Raw genomic sequence first — 16,588 nt, 5'->3', positions numbered from 1 at the left:
CTGTCGGACTTAAGACTATTTCGGCCTAAATTCCAGAAAGAACGGCCCAATTATTCGATGAATTCGATTAAATAGGTCAACTATTCTCACGAATCCATCGAATAATTCGACTCGTTCTACTGAAATTTATACTCGAAAGCATAAGTCCGACAGGCTCCTAGAGCTGCTACAGCAGCCATAGCTGAATTGAACAAAATGGATGGCGATTATCAACAGGCCAGCAGTGAGCTGCCTCAAGTCACTTTTATTCAGCAGTTTGGTGATGATAGTGGAAGCCTGAAAGATTAACACTTTATTGCAACTGTTCAAGATGATGAGTGATGGGGGGGGGAACCCTGGGGGGGCTGGACGTGGAGTCCCATAGGTACTTATCTAAGGTTGTAGAGGTCTCGCAAACACAACATTAGTACTAACTCTTGTGTGCAATTCAAAGTTGTTGGTTATCACTTCAGTCCAGGCTTTTTAAGCAAGGCGCACTTTCATTCTTGGGAACCAAAGCCTGAAAAAGAAGTCTCAAAAGAATGCCTGAAAAAATATTTTTCTGATAAGGAGGTTTCTTATGGAAGGACTGTCAGTAGTACTGATCGCAGCAATGTCGGGTGTGTTAGGTGGCTTTATTAGTAAGAGATATCTCTTCAAAAAAACTACAAGGCATGTTTTGTGGTTTCCCAATCATGTAGTTTATATAGGCTGGAATGTTTATTCACAGAAATTCTACTGTGTTATAGGCAATAATTTAGAAGATGTGATTGACTCATCAGCCCATACAAACTCTAGGCTAACCCCGATTATCACCATTATTGAAAATGTAACCTGCGTTGATTTTCCTCACTCATTGATGGAGAGAGTGCTGAAAGATTGTGCTCGAAATGCAAGAAATGAGGTTACAGAGTGGAAAGTTAATGATTGGGGAGAAGTTAGTAACTCCGCAAAGACAAAAAAGATGACCAGCTAAGTAAGCTCCTGCCTGCCAAAAGAAGTCTGCGCCAGTATAAACACAGAATTATCTCCAAACTCGACGATTACAATGCTGGCGCTTACAACTAATACCGTTCAATCAATCCAGATAAGGGTAAACGTTTATTTACGAAGTAGTTAGCTTCCTATCAAATAATGTAATCTTCAAACCTACCTGATCACACATGATTAATGCGACGTTTTTTCATTCATGGAAGCCCAGCCCTTCTGGGCTGATAGGCAATCTGTCTCAATGGCAGAAAGGGATGCTTATGACGTATCCAAACCCAACGATAGGTGAAATGTATGACCAACATGTCAACGTATTCAGGGAAGAGGAAGTGGCCTATCGGTTTATGGGTTGGTTTGATTCTCCTGAAGGCGGCGACAAGGTTCAGCACTGGAGACGTGAAGCCCGTATGACAACTCGAGTCACCTTTCTTCTAAAACTGAATACTCAAAAAGGCGATGTCATCAAAGTCCCGAGTGGTGAGTATTATCGTGATTCTTCATTTAGAAATGATGGGTCACGCTACAACAAAGTTGAGATGCTGAAGCTGGTAAAATAGAAAGGGAGGGATGAATGGATTCCTCCCCCCTCGCTTCAGTTAATGGTGATTTTAATCTCAGGGAACCGTTCCTATCAGAATACTTAACAGTTAGCTTTGACTCGATCTGATTAATTTAAAAATAAAATACTAAAGAATAGAAACATTAAAAGTGTGTACAGCTTCTATAAATCGAGATTCTGATCATATTGTCAACAATTCCCAAAGCCTATAACCTATCCACAGTCTGGAATGAGTAACATTTTTAAAGGAGTGATGTTGTGGGAATGGATGCCAGAATTGATTCTACTGATAGAGTAGGCAGTGCGGTTCGTTATGAGAATCCTAATGGACAGGGCTGGTTTCGAAAGACGATTGGCAAGAAAATCTACATTGAGCCAGAAGCACTGACCTACCTGAATAGCCTTAATGGCTATGACCAGGACAAGGTGATCAAAGGTGTTGAAGAACTGGCCAGTATCCCTCATCCATCAGGGGGTATGGTTAATACACTCCGTCCCAATTTTTTTAAAGCTAAAACAGTCCATTACTTCACGATGAAGTATCAGGTTACCGCTGAACTGGTGGTTGTTTCTAGTATCTTGCTCAATAGGAGAATGCTTGAGCCCATTCCTGGGGGGAAGGGAGAAAGAGCTTCTTTACACAATATCAGAAAAGTGGGGAAAACAAGATTTTCAGCCAATTCCTCTCTTAAAGATGCTAAAAACCTTGAGCGAAGCTGGTCACTTGGGCGTCCTGTTATTGACGTTAAAACGGAGCATGCCGCTGTGAATGGCATGCTGAATGAATTGGAGTATGCAACCTGGTTGATGGGAGTGCATTCAGAGCATGCCTATCCGGATGATGAAATAAATAATTTTACTCTCTTCCATAACCCCAGTGATGGTCCGGCACCTGATTTCTATGAGTCAGCCAGAGATAACCTAGGTTTGACAACAGAAGTGTCTCGCCACTTAGCAGCTGTTCTAGCAGATGTACAACGTAAAGGAAATGTGGTCAAGTGGGTGGTACATAGCCAAGGAGGAATAATATTTAAACAGGCAGTAAAGCATCATCTGAGAAACTATCCAGGCTCTTCTCTGGATAAAAATACTGTTGTATTTCATGCCGGGGGAAATAACAAGAAAGAGACCAACCGAATCTTGGTTTCGGTAGGTATAAAGAAAGCAGCTCCAGATAAGGACAACCCCTTTGATCTAGTTCCAAATCTGGCGGGCAGGAATCATATGGATAGAGAATCTATAAAGCGGAGTGTGTCGTTTTGGTCAAAGGTAAAGGGAACGTCTGAATCCAACCCGGCAGAGAGTCCTCATACCTTGCCTTATATCAGCCTTGAAGCTTACCATCGCTTTCTTACCCTGGCTGGTGATGATAAGTCCGCTGAAAAAGTAAAGAAGTATATGCAGGCTATGTAGGTGAAGGGTTGATGTTCAGGCAGTCGCACAAAACATTTCAGGTGGTATTGCTAATGGGAATTTTATCCTTACTGTTTGCATGCAAAAGGGTTAACCCGGTCGGACCCGCATATGAGCAAAGTTATCTCAAAACTGTGCATTGCCTACCTAGCTTTGAAATGCGATATAAAATGCCTGGCAATATGACGGAGTACTTTAATCTAGCAGCATTATATGAAAGAGATTCACTAGAAAGTGTAACTTTTGATTGTTCTAGCATGATTGAGATGAGCGAAGAAGATAGCCGGTGGAGTCAAGCCGTTGAGGTCGATGGCAGTATTTGGCGCTACTACGCTAAAAACAAAAAGTCGGAAGTCAATAGGATGGCTGCCCTGTATATCTCCTTATATCTAAACCAAAGAGAGAAGGGCATGACTCTTGAAGAGCAGATAACTAAAGGTTATGACCAGTATTTTAATGGCCCTGACGGTAACAATACCTATCAAAGAAATTTTGATGACTCTGGCCTGTCTCCAGAGGATGAAGAGTTTCTGATACTACTCCCACCTGACGATTTCCAATGGGTCGTTATCAACAGCATTGGCTATTTAAAATGGAAGGTCAGAGAAACCGTCGATCATGAGTACACTTATCATGCTTTGGAAATCAATCCGGATTACTTCCTGACCATCAAGACTCGCTACAGCATCGTAGCTCGTTCGGATGAAGAGTTGGCAGCGACTACCAAGCAGGTAGAATCGGATATTCAGCGGTTTATGGATGAGATACAGATCTTGTCCCAGTGATACTGCCAAGCTGGAAATTCTACGCTGTGGTGAGAAGATCAATCAGCATGGCAGTATGCTTCATTCGTTTAGGTACTTGATGACTCTGTGGTCAGGAACATATGAGAGTTAGTATTTACGTGAAAGGTAGCCCCTCTGGCTTTTTTCAAGGTAAGGACTGCATCTCTGACTTCCTCATTGGGCACAAAGATAGAGACAAAACTTGTATCCTTTACGGGAGCTGGAGACAAGCACTCAGCCATACAGACACTCTTTGAGTGCGCGTTATGATAGTCACGTAGATCCATGGCATCCCAGTCAATAGCCTCTATTCCTTTATCATACTCCAGCATTTCAGGTTGAGGTTCTGCTAATGGGTGTTGTGGAATGACTGTCCAGCCACCATTCTTTGCAAGAGCTCTATATACTGTGATCAGAACGAACGCCTTGCCCTGGTGTGTGGACATGGCTTGTATACTGCCATCAAAGGGGGTTCCGGGAAAGAAGTGGAAGGGGGACATAATTACCCAGTTCCTGTCGCTCTCGAGAGGTGAGTATGTCAGCATTGGTCACATCATCAAAGGTGCCCGAGTTAAGCTGATTGCGAGGTAACAGACCACACTCCAGAATATTTTCCAGATTGGATAACGGCGTTAAGTGGTAGAGAAGTTTCTTGTATTGATAGCTTGAACGAGGCACTCAGATATTCCAGCAATAGATAAAATCTTACCCAGTTTGCCGGAATACTGAGAGATATTCATTGACTCAGGTGTGACAACGTAGCTTTAACCTGGAAAGGGGTGAACATATTGGCTTTACGTTTCGACCAGGTACGAATTTTAGTCATCACATCTTCAGCGGATGAAACGTTCTCATGATTTTTCACCCAGAGAACAGACGAAAGTAATTCCATACCGTAAGGAGTTTCAAAACCATCAATCAATCGGGACACGGCTTCTAACCAAACGCGTGCTTCTTCATTCCCACTAAGAAATGCTTCAGCTTCTTCAACTGCTCCCGGCAAGAGTTCGATCTCGCGTTCAGGGTTCTCATCATCGCCAGACCCAGTAATAAAGTGCCCTTCCATTTTGAACAACAGATGACGAATGTTCGTTGCATAGGGTCCGTAATGGTGAGCTTTATATCGAAGCTTCAGGTCTGCACCTTGTTCTTGAAGTAGGTAAGCCAGCTTATGGAACTCAAGCAGTGAAAGACTATAATCAAACTGATGATAGCGAGCCATTAACAGAATCATGAGTGCCTGTGAATGGCTCATTTCAGGCTTACTGGTACTTACAGGTTGATCTTTTGGGGCTGGTGCCCCTTTTGGGGCCGGTGCACCTTTGGGTTCGTATAGCAGCACTTCTACATCTGGCAGTTCAGAAAATGCCGCTTCGATACGAGGCTTGACTTCTGACCAGTCGAGGCCCCCCAGTCCACACCCTAGAGGGGGGATAGCAATACTTTTAATATTTCTGGCTTTTACTTCCTCAACCAGCGCCAACAGGCCAGATTCAACATCTTCCATTCTGGAAGGATTACGCCAGTGTCTTTTGGTTGGAAAGTTAATGATCACCCTGCGTTGAATCATATCGCCAGATTCATACACCAACATGCTGCCAGGAACGACCAGCTGCTTTTTGCAGGCTTGATGGTAAGCAGTAAAATTTTCGGGGAAGACTTTTTTAAACTGAAGTGCGATGCCTCTACCCATATAGCCAACACAGTTAACGGTATTGACCAGCGCGTCAGCGTTTGCCCTCAGCAAATTTCCCTGCGTTAGTTTGATCATACCCTTAACCCTGATAATACCATTGAGGAATCACCCTGACGGGTGGCTTGTACTGGTCTGGAAATTGTTTCAGTTCCTCTTGAACCCTGGCTGCAACCTCGTGATTAATGGCGGCTATGCCTTTTATCATCGACCAGGGCAGATCACCGTGCACCAGAAATTCTGCCTGTTTACGGCGCTTGCGGTCATTGTCATCCAGCGTATCATACCATTCTTTCCCAAGTATGAGAGGCCAGTCGAGTTTTTCCAGATCAGCGAGATCATCAAACCATTGAGTAAAAGCAGCAATGCCATGCCCATCTGAGAATACGAAGTCCTTTCCTGATTCAGCGATCTCATCAGCCCAGGCGATCAAATAGATCAGTGGCTCTTGCCCTTCTGAGTAATCATCCACTCCGCCTTTATGAAGCCTATAAAGCATGGGGGATAGTGGTCCCAGGTAGAATGGAAGGTAATCATGAACGAAGCCGCGAGGCCCACAGGAAATTTTTCTTTCATGACGAAATGCCTGGATAGAAGGATCATGGATCGTGTGATACTGCATTCCGTCGGCAGGAGCTGAATTAGGGGCATGCAAAGCCCCCCTTGTCAGCAGGAGCTTCAGATTATCAATGTGAGTCAGCCGGTAAAGTCGAACCGGATCAGGTACTGGCATGCTTTACCCTATATAAAACTGCATTTTCATATCTTACCTTTCAGGTTATGGGAAAAGCAGTGCCCGATGATTTTTTGTAACATTTACACCAGTGAGTCTGATTATAATCAAGTGCTAAATTGAATAGCCGATTGACTTGATATTGAAGACATGCTGATGTTTACTTGTGATCCACTGAAGTCAATGATGCAGGGAGGTTAACAATGTCATCACTGATAGGTGTTGGCCTTTACAGCATTCCTGAAGCATCTGCCCTGACTGGTATACCTTCCCGAAAAATTCGCCGTTGGGTCTATGGCTACGAGTCTGGTAATCGTGCTCACCAGCCTCCTTTGTGGCACTCTGATGTTGTTGATTTTGCTGAAGAAACCATCAGTTTTCAGGATCTTCTGGAAATTCGGTTTGTCAATGCATTCCGTGAGTATGGTGTTTCAATGCCAGCTCTTCGAGCAGCCGCTGAAGCTGCAAGAGAATATTTTGACCAATCCTATCCTTTCACCTGTAAGCGTTTCCAGACCGATGGACGCAGTGTATTCGCTTTGGTTACTGAAGCAACAGGTGAAGAAGGTTTGGTCGATCTGGTCAAAAAGCAGAATGTCTTTAACAGAGTAATCAAACCGTCACTGTATACCGGCATTGAATATGACAGCCATGAAAGCAGTGCATTACGCTGGTTCCCGGTAAGAAATAGCAAAAAGATTGTTCTTGATCCTGAACGCTCTTTTGGTAAACCCATAATTACCTCTGCCGGGATCACTACGGAAACTCTTTATCAATGCTGGCTTGCAGAAGACCAGAATCACAAAATGGTTGCCAGCCTGTATGATGTTGATGCCACAGCGGTTAATGTAGCAATAGCTTTCGAGCAAAGGATTGCCAGTGGTGAAGTACCTCATTGATAACAACCTTCCCCCGGCGTTAGCTCATGCGATTCATGAACTCTCCAGCATCAAAGGCGATGTTGAGGTTTATGCTCTCAGGGACAAATTTTCAGCTGATACTCTGGATGTTGATTGGATCAATGCTCTCTCCTCTGAAAAGGGTTGGGTTGTCGTTTCCCAGGATCGTTTCCGAAAAGGCGACGCGGAGAAAGAAGTGCTCCGCAAAAGCGGCCTCACAATATTCTTTCTTGATAAGCAATGGGCCAAAAGGAAGTACTGGGATAAAGCACAGAATCTAGTTCGGTGGTGGCCTGCTATTATGGAGCAGGCCGAGAGAATGACGGGGGGCTCAGCCTTTAAGGTTAAGTGGAATCACGGCTCAGTTGCACGCTTTGAACAGGTTAAACTTTAATTCAAGCCCTTGTTGATGCGCGCCTATCTTCCAAATACCCTGTTGTATGCCCACTATTGAGTCCCCTTCAACATATCAAACACAACCCGCGCAAACCCTCGCGCCAGTTCAGGATTAGAAAGATACTGCATCATCATTTCCTGTTGGGCTTCGTTACTGTCCATCACCGCATCATCAATCGCCTGCGGGAAGTCGCCCAGTAGAGCCTGATCAGCCGTGTTGTTCTCGATCTGCTTCATTACGGTGTCGTTCTCAACCAGCTTATCCCGCACGGTATAGGCGTAGTTAATCAGGTCACCATCACTCAGGTCATCGGTAATAAACAACTCATTCAACCGAGCCACAATCTGCGACAGAAACTCTTCCTTCTTGTCCTTTGCCTTGGCAGTTCCCACATCACTGGCGGGTTCCAGGCCATACCCTTCAGTGTCTTCCCTCAGTTCCCTCTCTTTTAAAGAAATGGCCTGCTGGCGAATCTTGGATAGCCGGTAATGGCTCATCACCACGTTATCCAGGTCAATGTCGTCTTCCTCGATCACCTTCTCACGCAGTAACGGGCGCAGGTAGCGGGCGTAGAGACTGAGCTTCTCCAGATCCTTATCGTCGTAGTCCACAATCTGGGACATAAACTCGTAGAAGCGGGTAAAGGTGCCTAAATCCTTCTTGAAAATTTCCAGCCGGTCTTTTTCCTGTTTGCACTCTTTGAAGCTGTTCTCGGCATTGGCGATCAGCACTGCATCCTTGGTCTTCCTGGTGCGTTCGAACAGTTCCTTGGACTGAACATAGGCTTCAATGGCACAGCTGTACCGCTTCTGCCAGCGATCCACCGCAGGCTTAACAATATTACTGACTGCCGCATTACTTTTGCTTTTGGCCAGAAAGGCTTCGCAGAACCGTTCCACTTCCGTCCAGGTGAAGATGCCACTGGCTCGCAGCTTTTCATACAGATCGAACACCTTATCCGGGTCCGACACATCCGCCAGTTCAGCGGTCTGGTAATACGGCTGGAACGCCTCCAGAATCTCTTCCGGTTCATTAACAAAATCCAGCACAAAGGTGCCGCACTCGGCCTTGCCAGGGTATTGTCGGTTCAGGCGGGACAGGGTTTGCACACATTCCACACCGCCCAAGGGCTTGTCCACATACATGGCGCAGAGTTTGGGCTGGTCAAAGCCGGTCTGGAATTTGTTGGCCACCAGCATAATCTGGTAGTCGTCGGTGTTAAAGGCTTTACGCATATCCCGGCCTTTCAGTGCCGGGTTCATATTGGTTTCAGTGTATTTCTGATCCAGCAGGGCAATGCTGTCCGGGTCGTCCTTGTGAAATTCCACCTCGCCGGAGAAAGCAATCATGACCTCAATGGAGCTTTGCTTTTTACTGGAAGAGTCCGCCAGATATTGATCAAACGCCAGCTTGTAACGCACCGCTTCCTTACGGGAACTGGTGACCACCATCGCCTTGGCCTGACCACCCAGCAAGCCCATAACATGCTCTTTGTAATGGTCGATGATGACTTTCACTTTTTGGGAAATATTGTACTCATGGAGCCGCACCCAGCGGTTCAGTTTTACTTTGGCTTTTTTGCTGTCTACTTCTTCGTCGGAGGCTTCAATCTTCTGCGCCAGTTGATACGCCACTTTGTAATTGGTGTAGTTTTTCAGCACATCGAGAATAAACCCTTCCTCAATAGCCTGTCGCATGGAATACACATGAAAGGCTTCGGGCAGGTTCTTTTCTGAGGCAGGCTGATCGGGCTTGGGCAAGCGGCCAAACAGCTCCAGTGTCTTCGCCTTGGGCGTTGCCGTGAACGCATAGTAATTCAGGTTACTGCTGCCTTTGCGAGCTGCAACCGTGGCATCCAATACATCTTCCGATGAAAGCTGTTTGTCTTCATCCTCAGCCTCAGAAGCATCGACCATTAACACTTCTTTCAGCTTACGGGCGGTGGAGCCAGTTTGTGACGAATGGGCTTCGTCGGCAATCACAGCGTAACGGCGTTCCTTCAGACTGGTGCTATTTTCAATTGCTGCCAGTACATAGGGGAAGGTCTGAATGGTAACAATAATAATCGGCTGAGCATTTTCCAGAGCCGATGCCAGCTTCTCCGACTTGGAGCCGTCGCCTTCCTTATTGTTGATGCGCCCCACCACACCGTCGGCGTGTTCAAACTGGTAGATGGTGTCCTGAAGCTGATCGTCCAGCACGGTTCGGTCGGTAATCACAATCACCGAATGGAACAGCTTGTTGCACTCTTTATTTAGAGAGTCATCGTACAGGGTGGAAAGCTGATGGGCGGTCCAGGCAATGGAGTTGGATTTACCGGAACCGGCACTGTGCTGCACCAGATACTTGTTGCCCGTGCCTTCGCTTTTTGCAGCGTCGATCAGCTTGGTCACCACATCCCACTGGTGATAACGGGGAAAAATCAGGGTTTCCTTTTTCGACTTGCGACCTTCCCAGTCTTCCTTTTCTTCGATCTGCAAATGCACAAACCGACCGATAATATTCAGCAGGTTATCGGGCAGCAGCACCTCGTTCCACAGGTATTCAGTGGCGTACTGATTTTGGTCTTCAGGCGTATCATTACCTGCACCGCCTTCCGCCGTGCCTTTGTTAAATGGCAGAAAGAAGGTATCGCTGCCCGCCAGTTTGGTCGCCATATAAACTTCAGTCTGGCTTACGGCAAAATGCACCAGCGCACCCCGTTTAAAGGTCAGCAGCGGTTCCGGCTTGCCGGTTTCCGGGTCTTTGGGCAGACGGGTCTTTTGATATTGCCGCTTGGCGTTTTCAATGGCCTGTTTGAATTCTGATTTCAGCTCCAGCGTCGCCACGGGCAGACCGTTCACAAACAATACCAGGTCAATGCGCCATGCCTTGGCTTTCTTGCCGGTTTCCGCCAGATGAGCGTCGGTGGCATAGGGGCTGTAAACCAGCTCCGGCACCACACGACAACGGTTTTCCTTATAGCGGGCCAGCGTATCCGGATTCAGGGTATGTTCCGGCATAAACTGGCAGAGGGAGAACCGGGCATTGCGAATCTTCAACCCATGACGCAACACGCCCAGGGTGCCAAAACTGCGTAAGTCTTTATCAATAGCATTGGCATCGGCTTTTTTTAGCTGAGTAACCAAATGCTTAATAAAGTTTTGATCCGAATCCACCGGGAAGTTTTTGCAGAACTTCTGCCACTCCTTCGGTTGGGTGTTCTTCACAAAATCCAGTACATCGCTGGTATACAACGCCGTTTCCCGGTCGTACTGGTCGCCACTGCCCAGCAGCCAGCCTTTGGCTTGCAGGCGGGCGATCATATCGTTCTGGAAGACGGATTCTGTGGTACTGTCCATAGTCATTGCCTGAAAAGTGACTGCATGAAAATGCTAAGAGATTTCAGGGAGTGATTTAACCAGATTTAACAACTCATGGGATAGTTCAATCAGTTCTTTTAACAGTTGCGTGTTAATGTCCAGGTGGCCTTCGTACTCCGCAAGATTGCGCTGGTTGTGGCATTGGTCCAGTACCCGCCACTTTGCACGACTCAAGTCTAATGTATGCTGCAAACACTGGAACACCAGATAACGGCTTTCAGAGCGGTAGCCGTGCCAGCGTAATGCAGCAAGTGACAAAGCATGGGCAGCACTGTAGGCCAGAGAAAACTGACTGTCGACGGATAAACCACTGATGGCAGCATCTTTGAGTTTGGTTTCAGCCGCCCGAACCATCCCTGCAAATTCCTGTGCATCGGGGGGCTCTTTTTTGAGCTTGTTGATTTTGACCAGATTATCCAGCTCTTTCACGATAGCGTGTCTCCGGTTAAGGGTTCATCGGTCAGCCAGAGTTTGGGCTGTTCCATAAGTCGTGTGATAAAACTTTGCTGACTATCTACTCTTTGCTGGAATTCTTCAGGCGTCAGCAGTGTAGGATTAATGATTCGCCCCAGCTGATTTTCTGCCGGTTCCAGGTGCTCCATTACTACGCCATAACTTAAATCATGCCCAACCAGCAAAATGTCTATATCACTGCCCGCGTGTTCCTTTCCCTTTGCTACCGAGCCATAAATAAATGCCATATCACATTGGTTTAATACGGAAGCCAGAGTCTCTTTAATCACGCCCTGCACACCAAAGGTTTTACGGGTAATGGCCTTCAGCTCTTCAAATACGGGGTTATCGGGGTTTGCCTGATAATGCTGCTGGTTCCCCTGCTGGTGAGTGGTGAGCAATCCGGCTTCGGTCATTTTCTTGAGTTCCCGAACCACAGCGCCCTTGCCGACCCCGGCCAGCCTTGCCACCTCGTTCAGGTAAAAAGAGCAGTCCGGCTTGCCGTAGAGCACAGCCAGCAGGCGTTGCTGAGTTTTGGTGAACAGTACCGAAGCGATGGATGACACAGTGAGGTAGTTCCTATAGAGGTATCAATATGGGAACTATAGGTCTCATATTGGGACTTTTCAAGGTCCAAAAAAAAGACCTTTCGGGCTCATTTTGGGACTGATCTGAATTGTCTCGACAGTGTCTAGACAATTGCGGACTCAGATATTATGACGGAGTGACCCAGTCACGGACATCGATTTTGCCGGTGACGGCGGCGGAGATTAGGGCAGTGCGGCGTTCTTGCATTAATCCTATTGCCGATTCTGCCTCTTTAACTGTCTCGTCATATTCCTTTAATTTCGAAGAAAGATAAGAAACGAGCTGCTCCTGTTCATCGTGTTCAGGGGGGGATAGCTACAGCAATATTCAAAACATCATCATTGGATAAGTTGGCTTGTTTTGTGCCAGATGGCAGTGAATACAACTGAGTTAAGTAAGCTTCTGACCAAAGAGTGTAAAGAAGATATTCGCTTAGTATTCTTGTTTTCGGAATTACCTTGGCGACACGCTGATTAAGCATGTAAGGACCTGATTGATCAACCATTACGGCGAATCCATAATCCCTTTTTCCAAGCGTGCCAGTTAAGGACATTAATATGTCACCAGCTTTTACAACATAATCTTTGAGGCTGGTAGTGTATTCTGAGCTAACATAAATGGGCTGTCGCTCAAGAGCCAGTCTGTTTTGATATACGTTACCAATACGTAATAGTTGGATGCCTTCAGCAGAGAAAGTATCGCTATTAAATGCAAACCCACCTTGTACTGAAGCATAATATTTCAGCTTTGAAACATCCCAATGCTCCGGCACTTCCCCAAGCCACTCCACACCGGAATCCTTCATCGGTGCATTTGGGTTCAGCCCCTTGGTGACGGCATGACTGATCACCGCCTGTCGTTTTTCTTTCAACAGCCGGATCAGGGATTGCTGCTCTTCGATCAGGGTGTCGATTTTGGCGGTTTCGTGGTCGAGGAAGCTGGCTATGCTGTCTTGTTCAGCAAAAGGCGGTTCTGGTGTTTTGATATTAACCAAATCAGAGGCATTGATAGCTGGATAGCTAACCCCAACAGAACGAGCTACAACCTCTTTGATAAAACCTTGTGCTCGCAGGCAGTAAGCCGCAAACCGGTTGTGTAAATACTGATTCGGTCTGATTACCGCAAACCCTGTAGATGCAATTAGATTTTCAGGTGGGTTTTCAATGGGGGCAATAGCTTCTAAATAGGTTCTGACTGTGCTTTATCAAACAGCATCGTTTCTGTGCGCTTAATGCCTTCTGACGCTGAAACACTTCCTATATCGACATACTCAATTTCAAAATCCGCTGCCACCGATTCAGAAAGAACTTCGTCATTATACGAGCAAAGAAATTTGAGTTGGCGAGCATTCCAGTTTTTTGGAACTTCACCTAACCATTCAACCCCAGAATCTCTATATTCTGGATAAGCCTCATACTTGCCACTTTTAACTTCCCTCTGCCCACTCACAACTCACCTCCCAAACCCTGCTCAATCTCTTCAATACTGGGCAGTTGCGATTGCAGATTTTCCGGCAGTGATTGGGTCAGTTGATATTCCGACACACCGATGGGCTTCTGAATATCACTCAGAGCGTATTCTGCCACCAACTTATCTTTGTTCTTGCACAGCAGAATACCGATGGTGGGCGCATCGCCCTCCCTGCGTACCAGTTCATCTACCGCTTTGATATAAAAATTCAGTTTGCCTGCGTGTTCCGGTTCAAAGTCCATAGTTTTTAATTCAATCACTACATGGCAATGAAGGTGGGTATGGTAAAACAGCAAATCAATATAAAAATCCCGCTGACCTACTTGTATATGAAACTGTTTGCCCATGTAGGCAAAACCTGATCCCAGTTCCAGTAGAAACTGCGTGATATGCTCAACTAATCCCTGTTCCAGTTCTCGCTCTGTGTAATTATCAGTAAGGGCAAGAAAGTCAAACACATAGGGGTCTTTCAAGGTTTGCTGTGCAAGGTCGGACCGGACGGCAGGTAGCGTTGCATTGAAGTTGTTGACCGCTTTACCCTCTCGCTGCCAGAGACCGCTTTCTATCTGGTGAGTGAGTACACTCCGGCTCCAGCCATGCTCTATTGTGCTTCGCACATAGTACAAGGCTTCCTGTCTACTTTGGCACTTATTGATAATAAGCTGATTATGTCCCCAGGGAATTTGGGTTAATTGCGCAACAGGCTGTTGCGTGATTGACTCGCCACCAGACCAGACCAGACCAGAACTGATACCACTGTCGGATCAACTCAAGGTTTCGGCGGGAAAACCCTTTGATCTCAGGGAATTCCGCCATTAAATCCTTACTGAGCTGTTTCAGGAAACCGTCCCCCCAGTTGGCATGGGCCTGCCGACGAACAATGTCTTCCCCCAGTTCCCAATAAAAAGCCAGTAGGGTTGAATTCACCTGAACGGCAGCTTTGAGCTGGGTTGATAAAACCTTCTGCTTGAGTGTTTTCAGCCAGCTCTTATATTCGCTGTTCAGGCTCAGATTAACGGCTTTCATTTGTTTGCTCATGAGTGAACCTCTTGTAACAGACTCATGATTCTAGTACTCACCGCATCCAGGTCAGCATCAATGGCTTCCAGCGCACGGGGCGGCTGATACACATAGAAGTGTCTGTTAAAGGGAATCTCGTAACCCACAATGCCCATCTCACCGTCCTGGGCATCGCACTTGTCGGCATTGATCCAGGCATCGGGTACATGGGGAGCTACTTCCCGGTTGAAGTAGGTTTCGATCAAATCCGTAGTGCTGACGGACGGATCAAGGGGAATATTCTCGTTATCCCGCAGGTCGCCATCGGTCTGGAACTCTACCACTTTGCCTTTGTAGTCGAATGCGCCGTACAGCGGTTGTTCATCCTCTTTTAACACTTTCTTTATTACCGGCTTGGCTTCCGGGTTCTTGCGGGTAATGGCATCCAGAAACTGTTTCTTTTCTTTGGCTTCCAGTTTGATGCTGGTGGCTTTTAAAGCGGCTTTCAGATCAGTGTCCAGCTGGTTAAAGTCATTAGACAGCTCCGAACCCTCCTTACCATGAAGAGCGGATTGCAGCTTTTGGGCTTTTTCCATCAAACCTTTCTGGAACAGCCAGAGTTTGTCGTTCAGCACTTCTTTTATCTGCTTTTCTTTCAGTTCTTTGAAGTCTTTTTTGATTCTGGTACGGATGACTTCTTCGTTATCTGACAGTTGGGTGTGACACTCTGCGCCGCTCTTTATTAAAGGAAAGGCTTCAACCATCCAACGCATTACGGCATTAAACGGCTTGGGTGCATAGCGTAAGCCTTCTACGGCTTCATCGGTAATCTGAGCTGACAGGCGCAGTGGGCGTTCTACGGTAATACGACGGTAGCCGAATTCATGACTATCGAAGATTTTGCTGGAAAAGGTTTTGGGTGTTTCAACCTTCGGATTGGCTGACTGACGACCACGGCTACTTTTCTGTTCAGCCGGTTTATCCAATGCTTGCTGTTCAACCGCTTCAAACCCACCAAAGCAACGGGTAATGGTTTTAATATCCGCTTCGCTCATGATGTTGCGCTTGGAGCCAAGGGACTTTCGCATTTTGCCGCACAGGTCCACGCCGTTAATAAGCTGTACCTTGCCTTTGCGCTCGGCAGACTTCTTATTGGTCAGCACCCACACATAGGTGGCGATGCCGGTGTTGTAGAACATATCTGTGGGCAGGGCGACAATGGCTTCGAGCAGGTCGGCTTCGAGAATATAACGTCGAATCTCGCTTTCACCGCTGCCTGCACTGCCGGTAAACAGCGGCGAACCGTTGAGGATAATGCCGATGCGGCTGGGGTTTTGGTTCTCTGGCGTACTCTTTGTTTCAGGAGCATCTCGGAACTTGCTGATCAGGTGCATCAGGAACAGCAGCGAACCGTCGGACACTCTTGGCAGACCGGGACCAAAGCGACCGTCGTAACCTTTGAGGGTGTGTTCGTCTTTAATGGTGCCTTCGATCTTCTTCCAGTCCACCCCGAACGGCGGATTGGAGAGCATGTAGTCAAACTGGTCGCCGCTGAGATGATCGCTCGACAGAGTGTTGCCCAGCTTGATACGGCTGACATCCTGCCCCTTGATCAGCATATCGGCTTTACAGATGGCGTAGGATTCCGGGTTCAGTTCCTGACCAAAGGCTCGCATCACAGCGTCTTTGTTGTGTTCGTACACATATTCCATACCGGACGACAGAAAGCCGCCTGTGCCTGCGGTGGGGTCGTAGATGGTGCGGATAATGCCTTCTTTGTTCAGGGCATCGTCGTCTTCCATAAACACCAGCGAGGTGGTGAGTTCGACAATATCCCGTGGGGTAAAGTGTTCACCGGCGGTTTCGTTGGAGGATTCGGCAAAGCGGCGGATTAGTTCTTCAAACACCAGACCCATATCGTGATTGCTGATGCCTTTTGGATCAGAGGGCGTTTGGGGGCTAAGGTCGATGGTGGCAAACTTCCGCAGTACCTTAAACAGCAGGTTGGCTTCGTTCAGGGTGCCGACAAATTCATCGAACTTGAAATGTTCAAAAATTTCACGGGCATCACGGGAGAAGGACTGAACATAGTTTTCCAGGTTGTCCTTGATATCTCCCTGACCCATCTTCGACAGGTTCATGGGCTATCTCTTTATCACAAATCCCAAACTTGACTTATCCTTTTCAGCGATGAGTCAAGGTTATGTTGCCATTACCTCCTGAACAATGGGCGGAACTTACTTTTGGGTGTGCAGATTTGGGTGATAA

The 16,588-nt window shown here is 46.9% G+C and carries 18 protein-coding genes; 6 read left to right on the top strand and 12 right to left on the bottom strand.

Annotated features, from left to right (window positions below; genetic code table 11):
- Nucleotides 1–559: 559 nt before the first annotated feature.
- The 4 genes from ACR2PX_RS25305 (at nt 560) to ACR2PX_RS25290 (ending at nt 3,726) form a co-directional block, all read left to right on the top strand.
- On the top strand, nt 560–955 hold the full coding sequence (locus ACR2PX_RS25305) for a hypothetical protein (protein ID WP_434002127.1): 396 nt from the start codon (nt 560–562) through the stop codon (nt 953–955).
- 274 nt (nt 956–1,229) lie between these two features.
- The gene (locus ACR2PX_RS25300; RefSeq protein ID WP_434002126.1) at nt 1,230–1,526 is read left to right on the top strand and encodes a hypothetical protein; all 297 of its coding nucleotides are present in this window, start codon (nt 1,230–1,232) and stop codon (nt 1,524–1,526) included.
- Between the two features lie 266 nt (nt 1,527–1,792).
- Nucleotides 1,793–2,941, top strand: a complete 1,149-nt coding sequence (locus ACR2PX_RS25295) for a hypothetical protein (RefSeq protein WP_434002125.1) — start codon at nt 1,793–1,795, stop codon at nt 2,939–2,941.
- Nucleotides 2,942–3,207: 266 nt separating this feature from the next.
- The gene (locus tag ACR2PX_RS25290; protein ID WP_434002124.1) at nt 3,208–3,726 is read left to right on the top strand and encodes a hypothetical protein; all 519 of its coding nucleotides are present in this window, start codon (nt 3,208–3,210) and stop codon (nt 3,724–3,726) included.
- Between the two features lie 68 nt (nt 3,727–3,794).
- Here ACR2PX_RS25290 and ACR2PX_RS25285 read toward each other — a convergent pair whose 3' ends face one another.
- Genes ACR2PX_RS25285 through darT form a run of 4 tightly spaced genes read right to left on the bottom strand, consistent with a single transcriptional unit; the run spans nt 3,795 to nt 6,152 of the window.
- Nucleotides 3,795–4,226 carry a hypothetical protein gene (locus tag ACR2PX_RS25285; protein WP_434002123.1) on the bottom strand — a complete coding sequence of 144 codons (432 nt, stop codon included), beginning with the start codon at nt 4,224–4,226 and terminating at the stop codon, nt 3,795–3,797.
- On the bottom strand, nt 4,189–4,404 hold the full coding sequence (locus ACR2PX_RS25280; protein WP_434002122.1) for a DarT ssDNA thymidine ADP-ribosyltransferase family protein: 216 nt from the start codon (nt 4,402–4,404) through the stop codon (nt 4,189–4,191). The genes ACR2PX_RS25285 and ACR2PX_RS25280 overlap by 38 nt, the downstream gene beginning before the upstream one ends.
- A 58-nt stretch (nt 4,405–4,462) precedes the next feature.
- Nucleotides 4,463–5,497 (bottom strand): type II toxin-antitoxin system antitoxin DNA ADP-ribosyl glycohydrolase DarG, encoded by a 1,035-nt coding sequence (gene darG / locus ACR2PX_RS25275; protein ID WP_434002121.1) that lies wholly within the window; start codon nt 5,495–5,497, stop codon nt 4,463–4,465.
- A 4-nt stretch (nt 5,498–5,501) separates the two neighbouring features.
- On the bottom strand, nt 5,502–6,152 hold the full coding sequence (gene darT / locus ACR2PX_RS25270) for a type II toxin-antitoxin system toxin DNA ADP-ribosyl transferase DarT (protein ID WP_434002120.1): 651 nt from the start codon (nt 6,150–6,152) through the stop codon (nt 5,502–5,504).
- 203 nt (nt 6,153–6,355) lie between these two features.
- On the opposite strand from darT, the gene ACR2PX_RS25265 reads away from it, so the two are divergent.
- On the top strand, nt 6,356–7,051 hold the full coding sequence (locus tag ACR2PX_RS25265) for a hypothetical protein (RefSeq protein ID WP_434002119.1): 696 nt from the start codon (nt 6,356–6,358) through the stop codon (nt 7,049–7,051).
- Nucleotides 7,035–7,445, top strand: a complete 411-nt coding sequence (locus ACR2PX_RS25260; protein WP_434002118.1) for a hypothetical protein — start codon at nt 7,035–7,037, stop codon at nt 7,443–7,445. The genes ACR2PX_RS25265 and ACR2PX_RS25260 overlap by 17 nt, the downstream gene beginning before the upstream one ends.
- 53 nt (nt 7,446–7,498) lie before the next feature.
- On the opposite strand, the gene ACR2PX_RS25255 is transcribed toward ACR2PX_RS25260, so the two are convergent.
- The 8 genes from ACR2PX_RS25255 to ACR2PX_RS25220 form a co-directional block, all read right to left on the bottom strand.
- Complete coding sequence (locus ACR2PX_RS25255) at nt 7,499–10,789, bottom strand: type I restriction endonuclease subunit R (protein WP_434002117.1); 3,291 nt, start codon at nt 10,787–10,789, stop codon at nt 7,499–7,501.
- Nucleotides 10,790–10,822: 33 nt separating this feature from the next.
- Complete coding sequence (locus tag ACR2PX_RS25250) at nt 10,823–11,239, bottom strand: hypothetical protein (protein ID WP_434002116.1); 417 nt, start codon at nt 11,237–11,239, stop codon at nt 10,823–10,825.
- Complete coding sequence (locus ACR2PX_RS25245) at nt 11,236–11,829, bottom strand: nucleotidyltransferase domain-containing protein (protein WP_434002115.1); 594 nt, start codon at nt 11,827–11,829, stop codon at nt 11,236–11,238. The genes ACR2PX_RS25250 and ACR2PX_RS25245 overlap by 4 nt, the downstream gene beginning before the upstream one ends.
- 323 nt (nt 11,830–12,152) lie before the next feature.
- Nucleotides 12,153–12,992: a restriction endonuclease subunit S gene (locus tag ACR2PX_RS25240; protein WP_434002129.1), complete on the bottom strand. Its 840-nt coding sequence runs from the start codon at nt 12,990–12,992 to the stop codon at nt 12,153–12,155.
- A 38-nt stretch (nt 12,993–13,030) separates the two neighbouring features.
- On the bottom strand, nt 13,031–13,300 hold the full coding sequence (locus ACR2PX_RS25235) for a hypothetical protein (protein WP_434002114.1): 270 nt from the start codon (nt 13,298–13,300) through the stop codon (nt 13,031–13,033).
- Nucleotides 13,297–13,980 carry a PDDEXK nuclease domain-containing protein gene (locus tag ACR2PX_RS25230; RefSeq protein ID WP_434002128.1) on the bottom strand — a complete coding sequence of 228 codons (684 nt, stop codon included), beginning with the start codon at nt 13,978–13,980 and terminating at the stop codon, nt 13,297–13,299. The genes ACR2PX_RS25235 and ACR2PX_RS25230 overlap by 4 nt, the downstream gene beginning before the upstream one ends.
- 7 nt (nt 13,981–13,987) lie before the next feature.
- Nucleotides 13,988–14,359, bottom strand: a complete 372-nt coding sequence (locus tag ACR2PX_RS25225) for a DUF1016 N-terminal domain-containing protein (protein ID WP_434002113.1) — start codon at nt 14,357–14,359, stop codon at nt 13,988–13,990.
- Nucleotides 14,356–16,461, bottom strand: coding sequence for an HsdM family class I SAM-dependent methyltransferase (locus tag ACR2PX_RS25220; RefSeq protein ID WP_434002112.1), 2,106 nt, complete (start codon nt 16,459–16,461; stop codon nt 14,356–14,358). The genes ACR2PX_RS25225 and ACR2PX_RS25220 overlap by 4 nt, the downstream gene beginning before the upstream one ends.
- Nucleotides 16,462–16,588: the final 127 nt, after the last annotated feature.

This window comes from Endozoicomonas sp., assembly GCF_051008435.1.
GTDB lineage: Bacteria > Pseudomonadota > Gammaproteobacteria > Pseudomonadales > Endozoicomonadaceae > Endozoicomonas_A.
Note: the sequence above shows the minus strand (reverse complement) of the source record. Positions and strands in the feature narration are given on the sequence as shown.

What these genes read in the sequence shown, in the direction of transcription:
- ACR2PX_RS25255 (WP_434002117.1), bottom strand. Translation starts at nt 10,789, where the DNA reads ATGGACAGTACCACAGAATCCGTCTTCCAGAACGATATGATCGCCCGC.
- ACR2PX_RS25305 (WP_434002127.1), top strand. Translation starts at nt 560, where the DNA reads ATGGAAGGACTGTCAGTAGTACTGATCGCAGCAATGTCGGGTGTGTTA.
- darG (WP_434002121.1), bottom strand. Translation starts at nt 5,497, where the DNA reads ATGATCAAACTAACGCAGGGAAATTTGCTGAGGGCAAACGCTGACGCG.
- ACR2PX_RS25295 (WP_434002125.1), top strand. Translation starts at nt 1,793, where the DNA reads ATGGATGCCAGAATTGATTCTACTGATAGAGTAGGCAGTGCGGTTCGT.
- ACR2PX_RS25300 (WP_434002126.1), top strand. Translation starts at nt 1,230, where the DNA reads ATGACGTATCCAAACCCAACGATAGGTGAAATGTATGACCAACATGTC.
- ACR2PX_RS25290 (WP_434002124.1), top strand. Translation starts at nt 3,208, where the DNA reads ATGAGCGAAGAAGATAGCCGGTGGAGTCAAGCCGTTGAGGTCGATGGC.
- ACR2PX_RS25265 (WP_434002119.1), top strand. Translation starts at nt 6,356, where the DNA reads ATGTCATCACTGATAGGTGTTGGCCTTTACAGCATTCCTGAAGCATCT.
- ACR2PX_RS25225 (WP_434002113.1), bottom strand. Translation starts at nt 14,359, where the DNA reads ATGAGCAAACAAATGAAAGCCGTTAATCTGAGCCTGAACAGCGAATAT.
- ACR2PX_RS25285 (WP_434002123.1), bottom strand. Translation starts at nt 4,226, where the DNA reads ATGTCCCCCTTCCACTTCTTTCCCGGAACCCCCTTTGATGGCAGTATA.
- darT (WP_434002120.1), bottom strand. Translation starts at nt 6,152, where the DNA reads ATGCCAGTACCTGATCCGGTTCGACTTTACCGGCTGACTCACATTGAT.
- ACR2PX_RS25220 (WP_434002112.1), bottom strand. Translation starts at nt 16,461, where the DNA reads ATGAACCTGTCGAAGATGGGTCAGGGAGATATCAAGGACAACCTGGAA.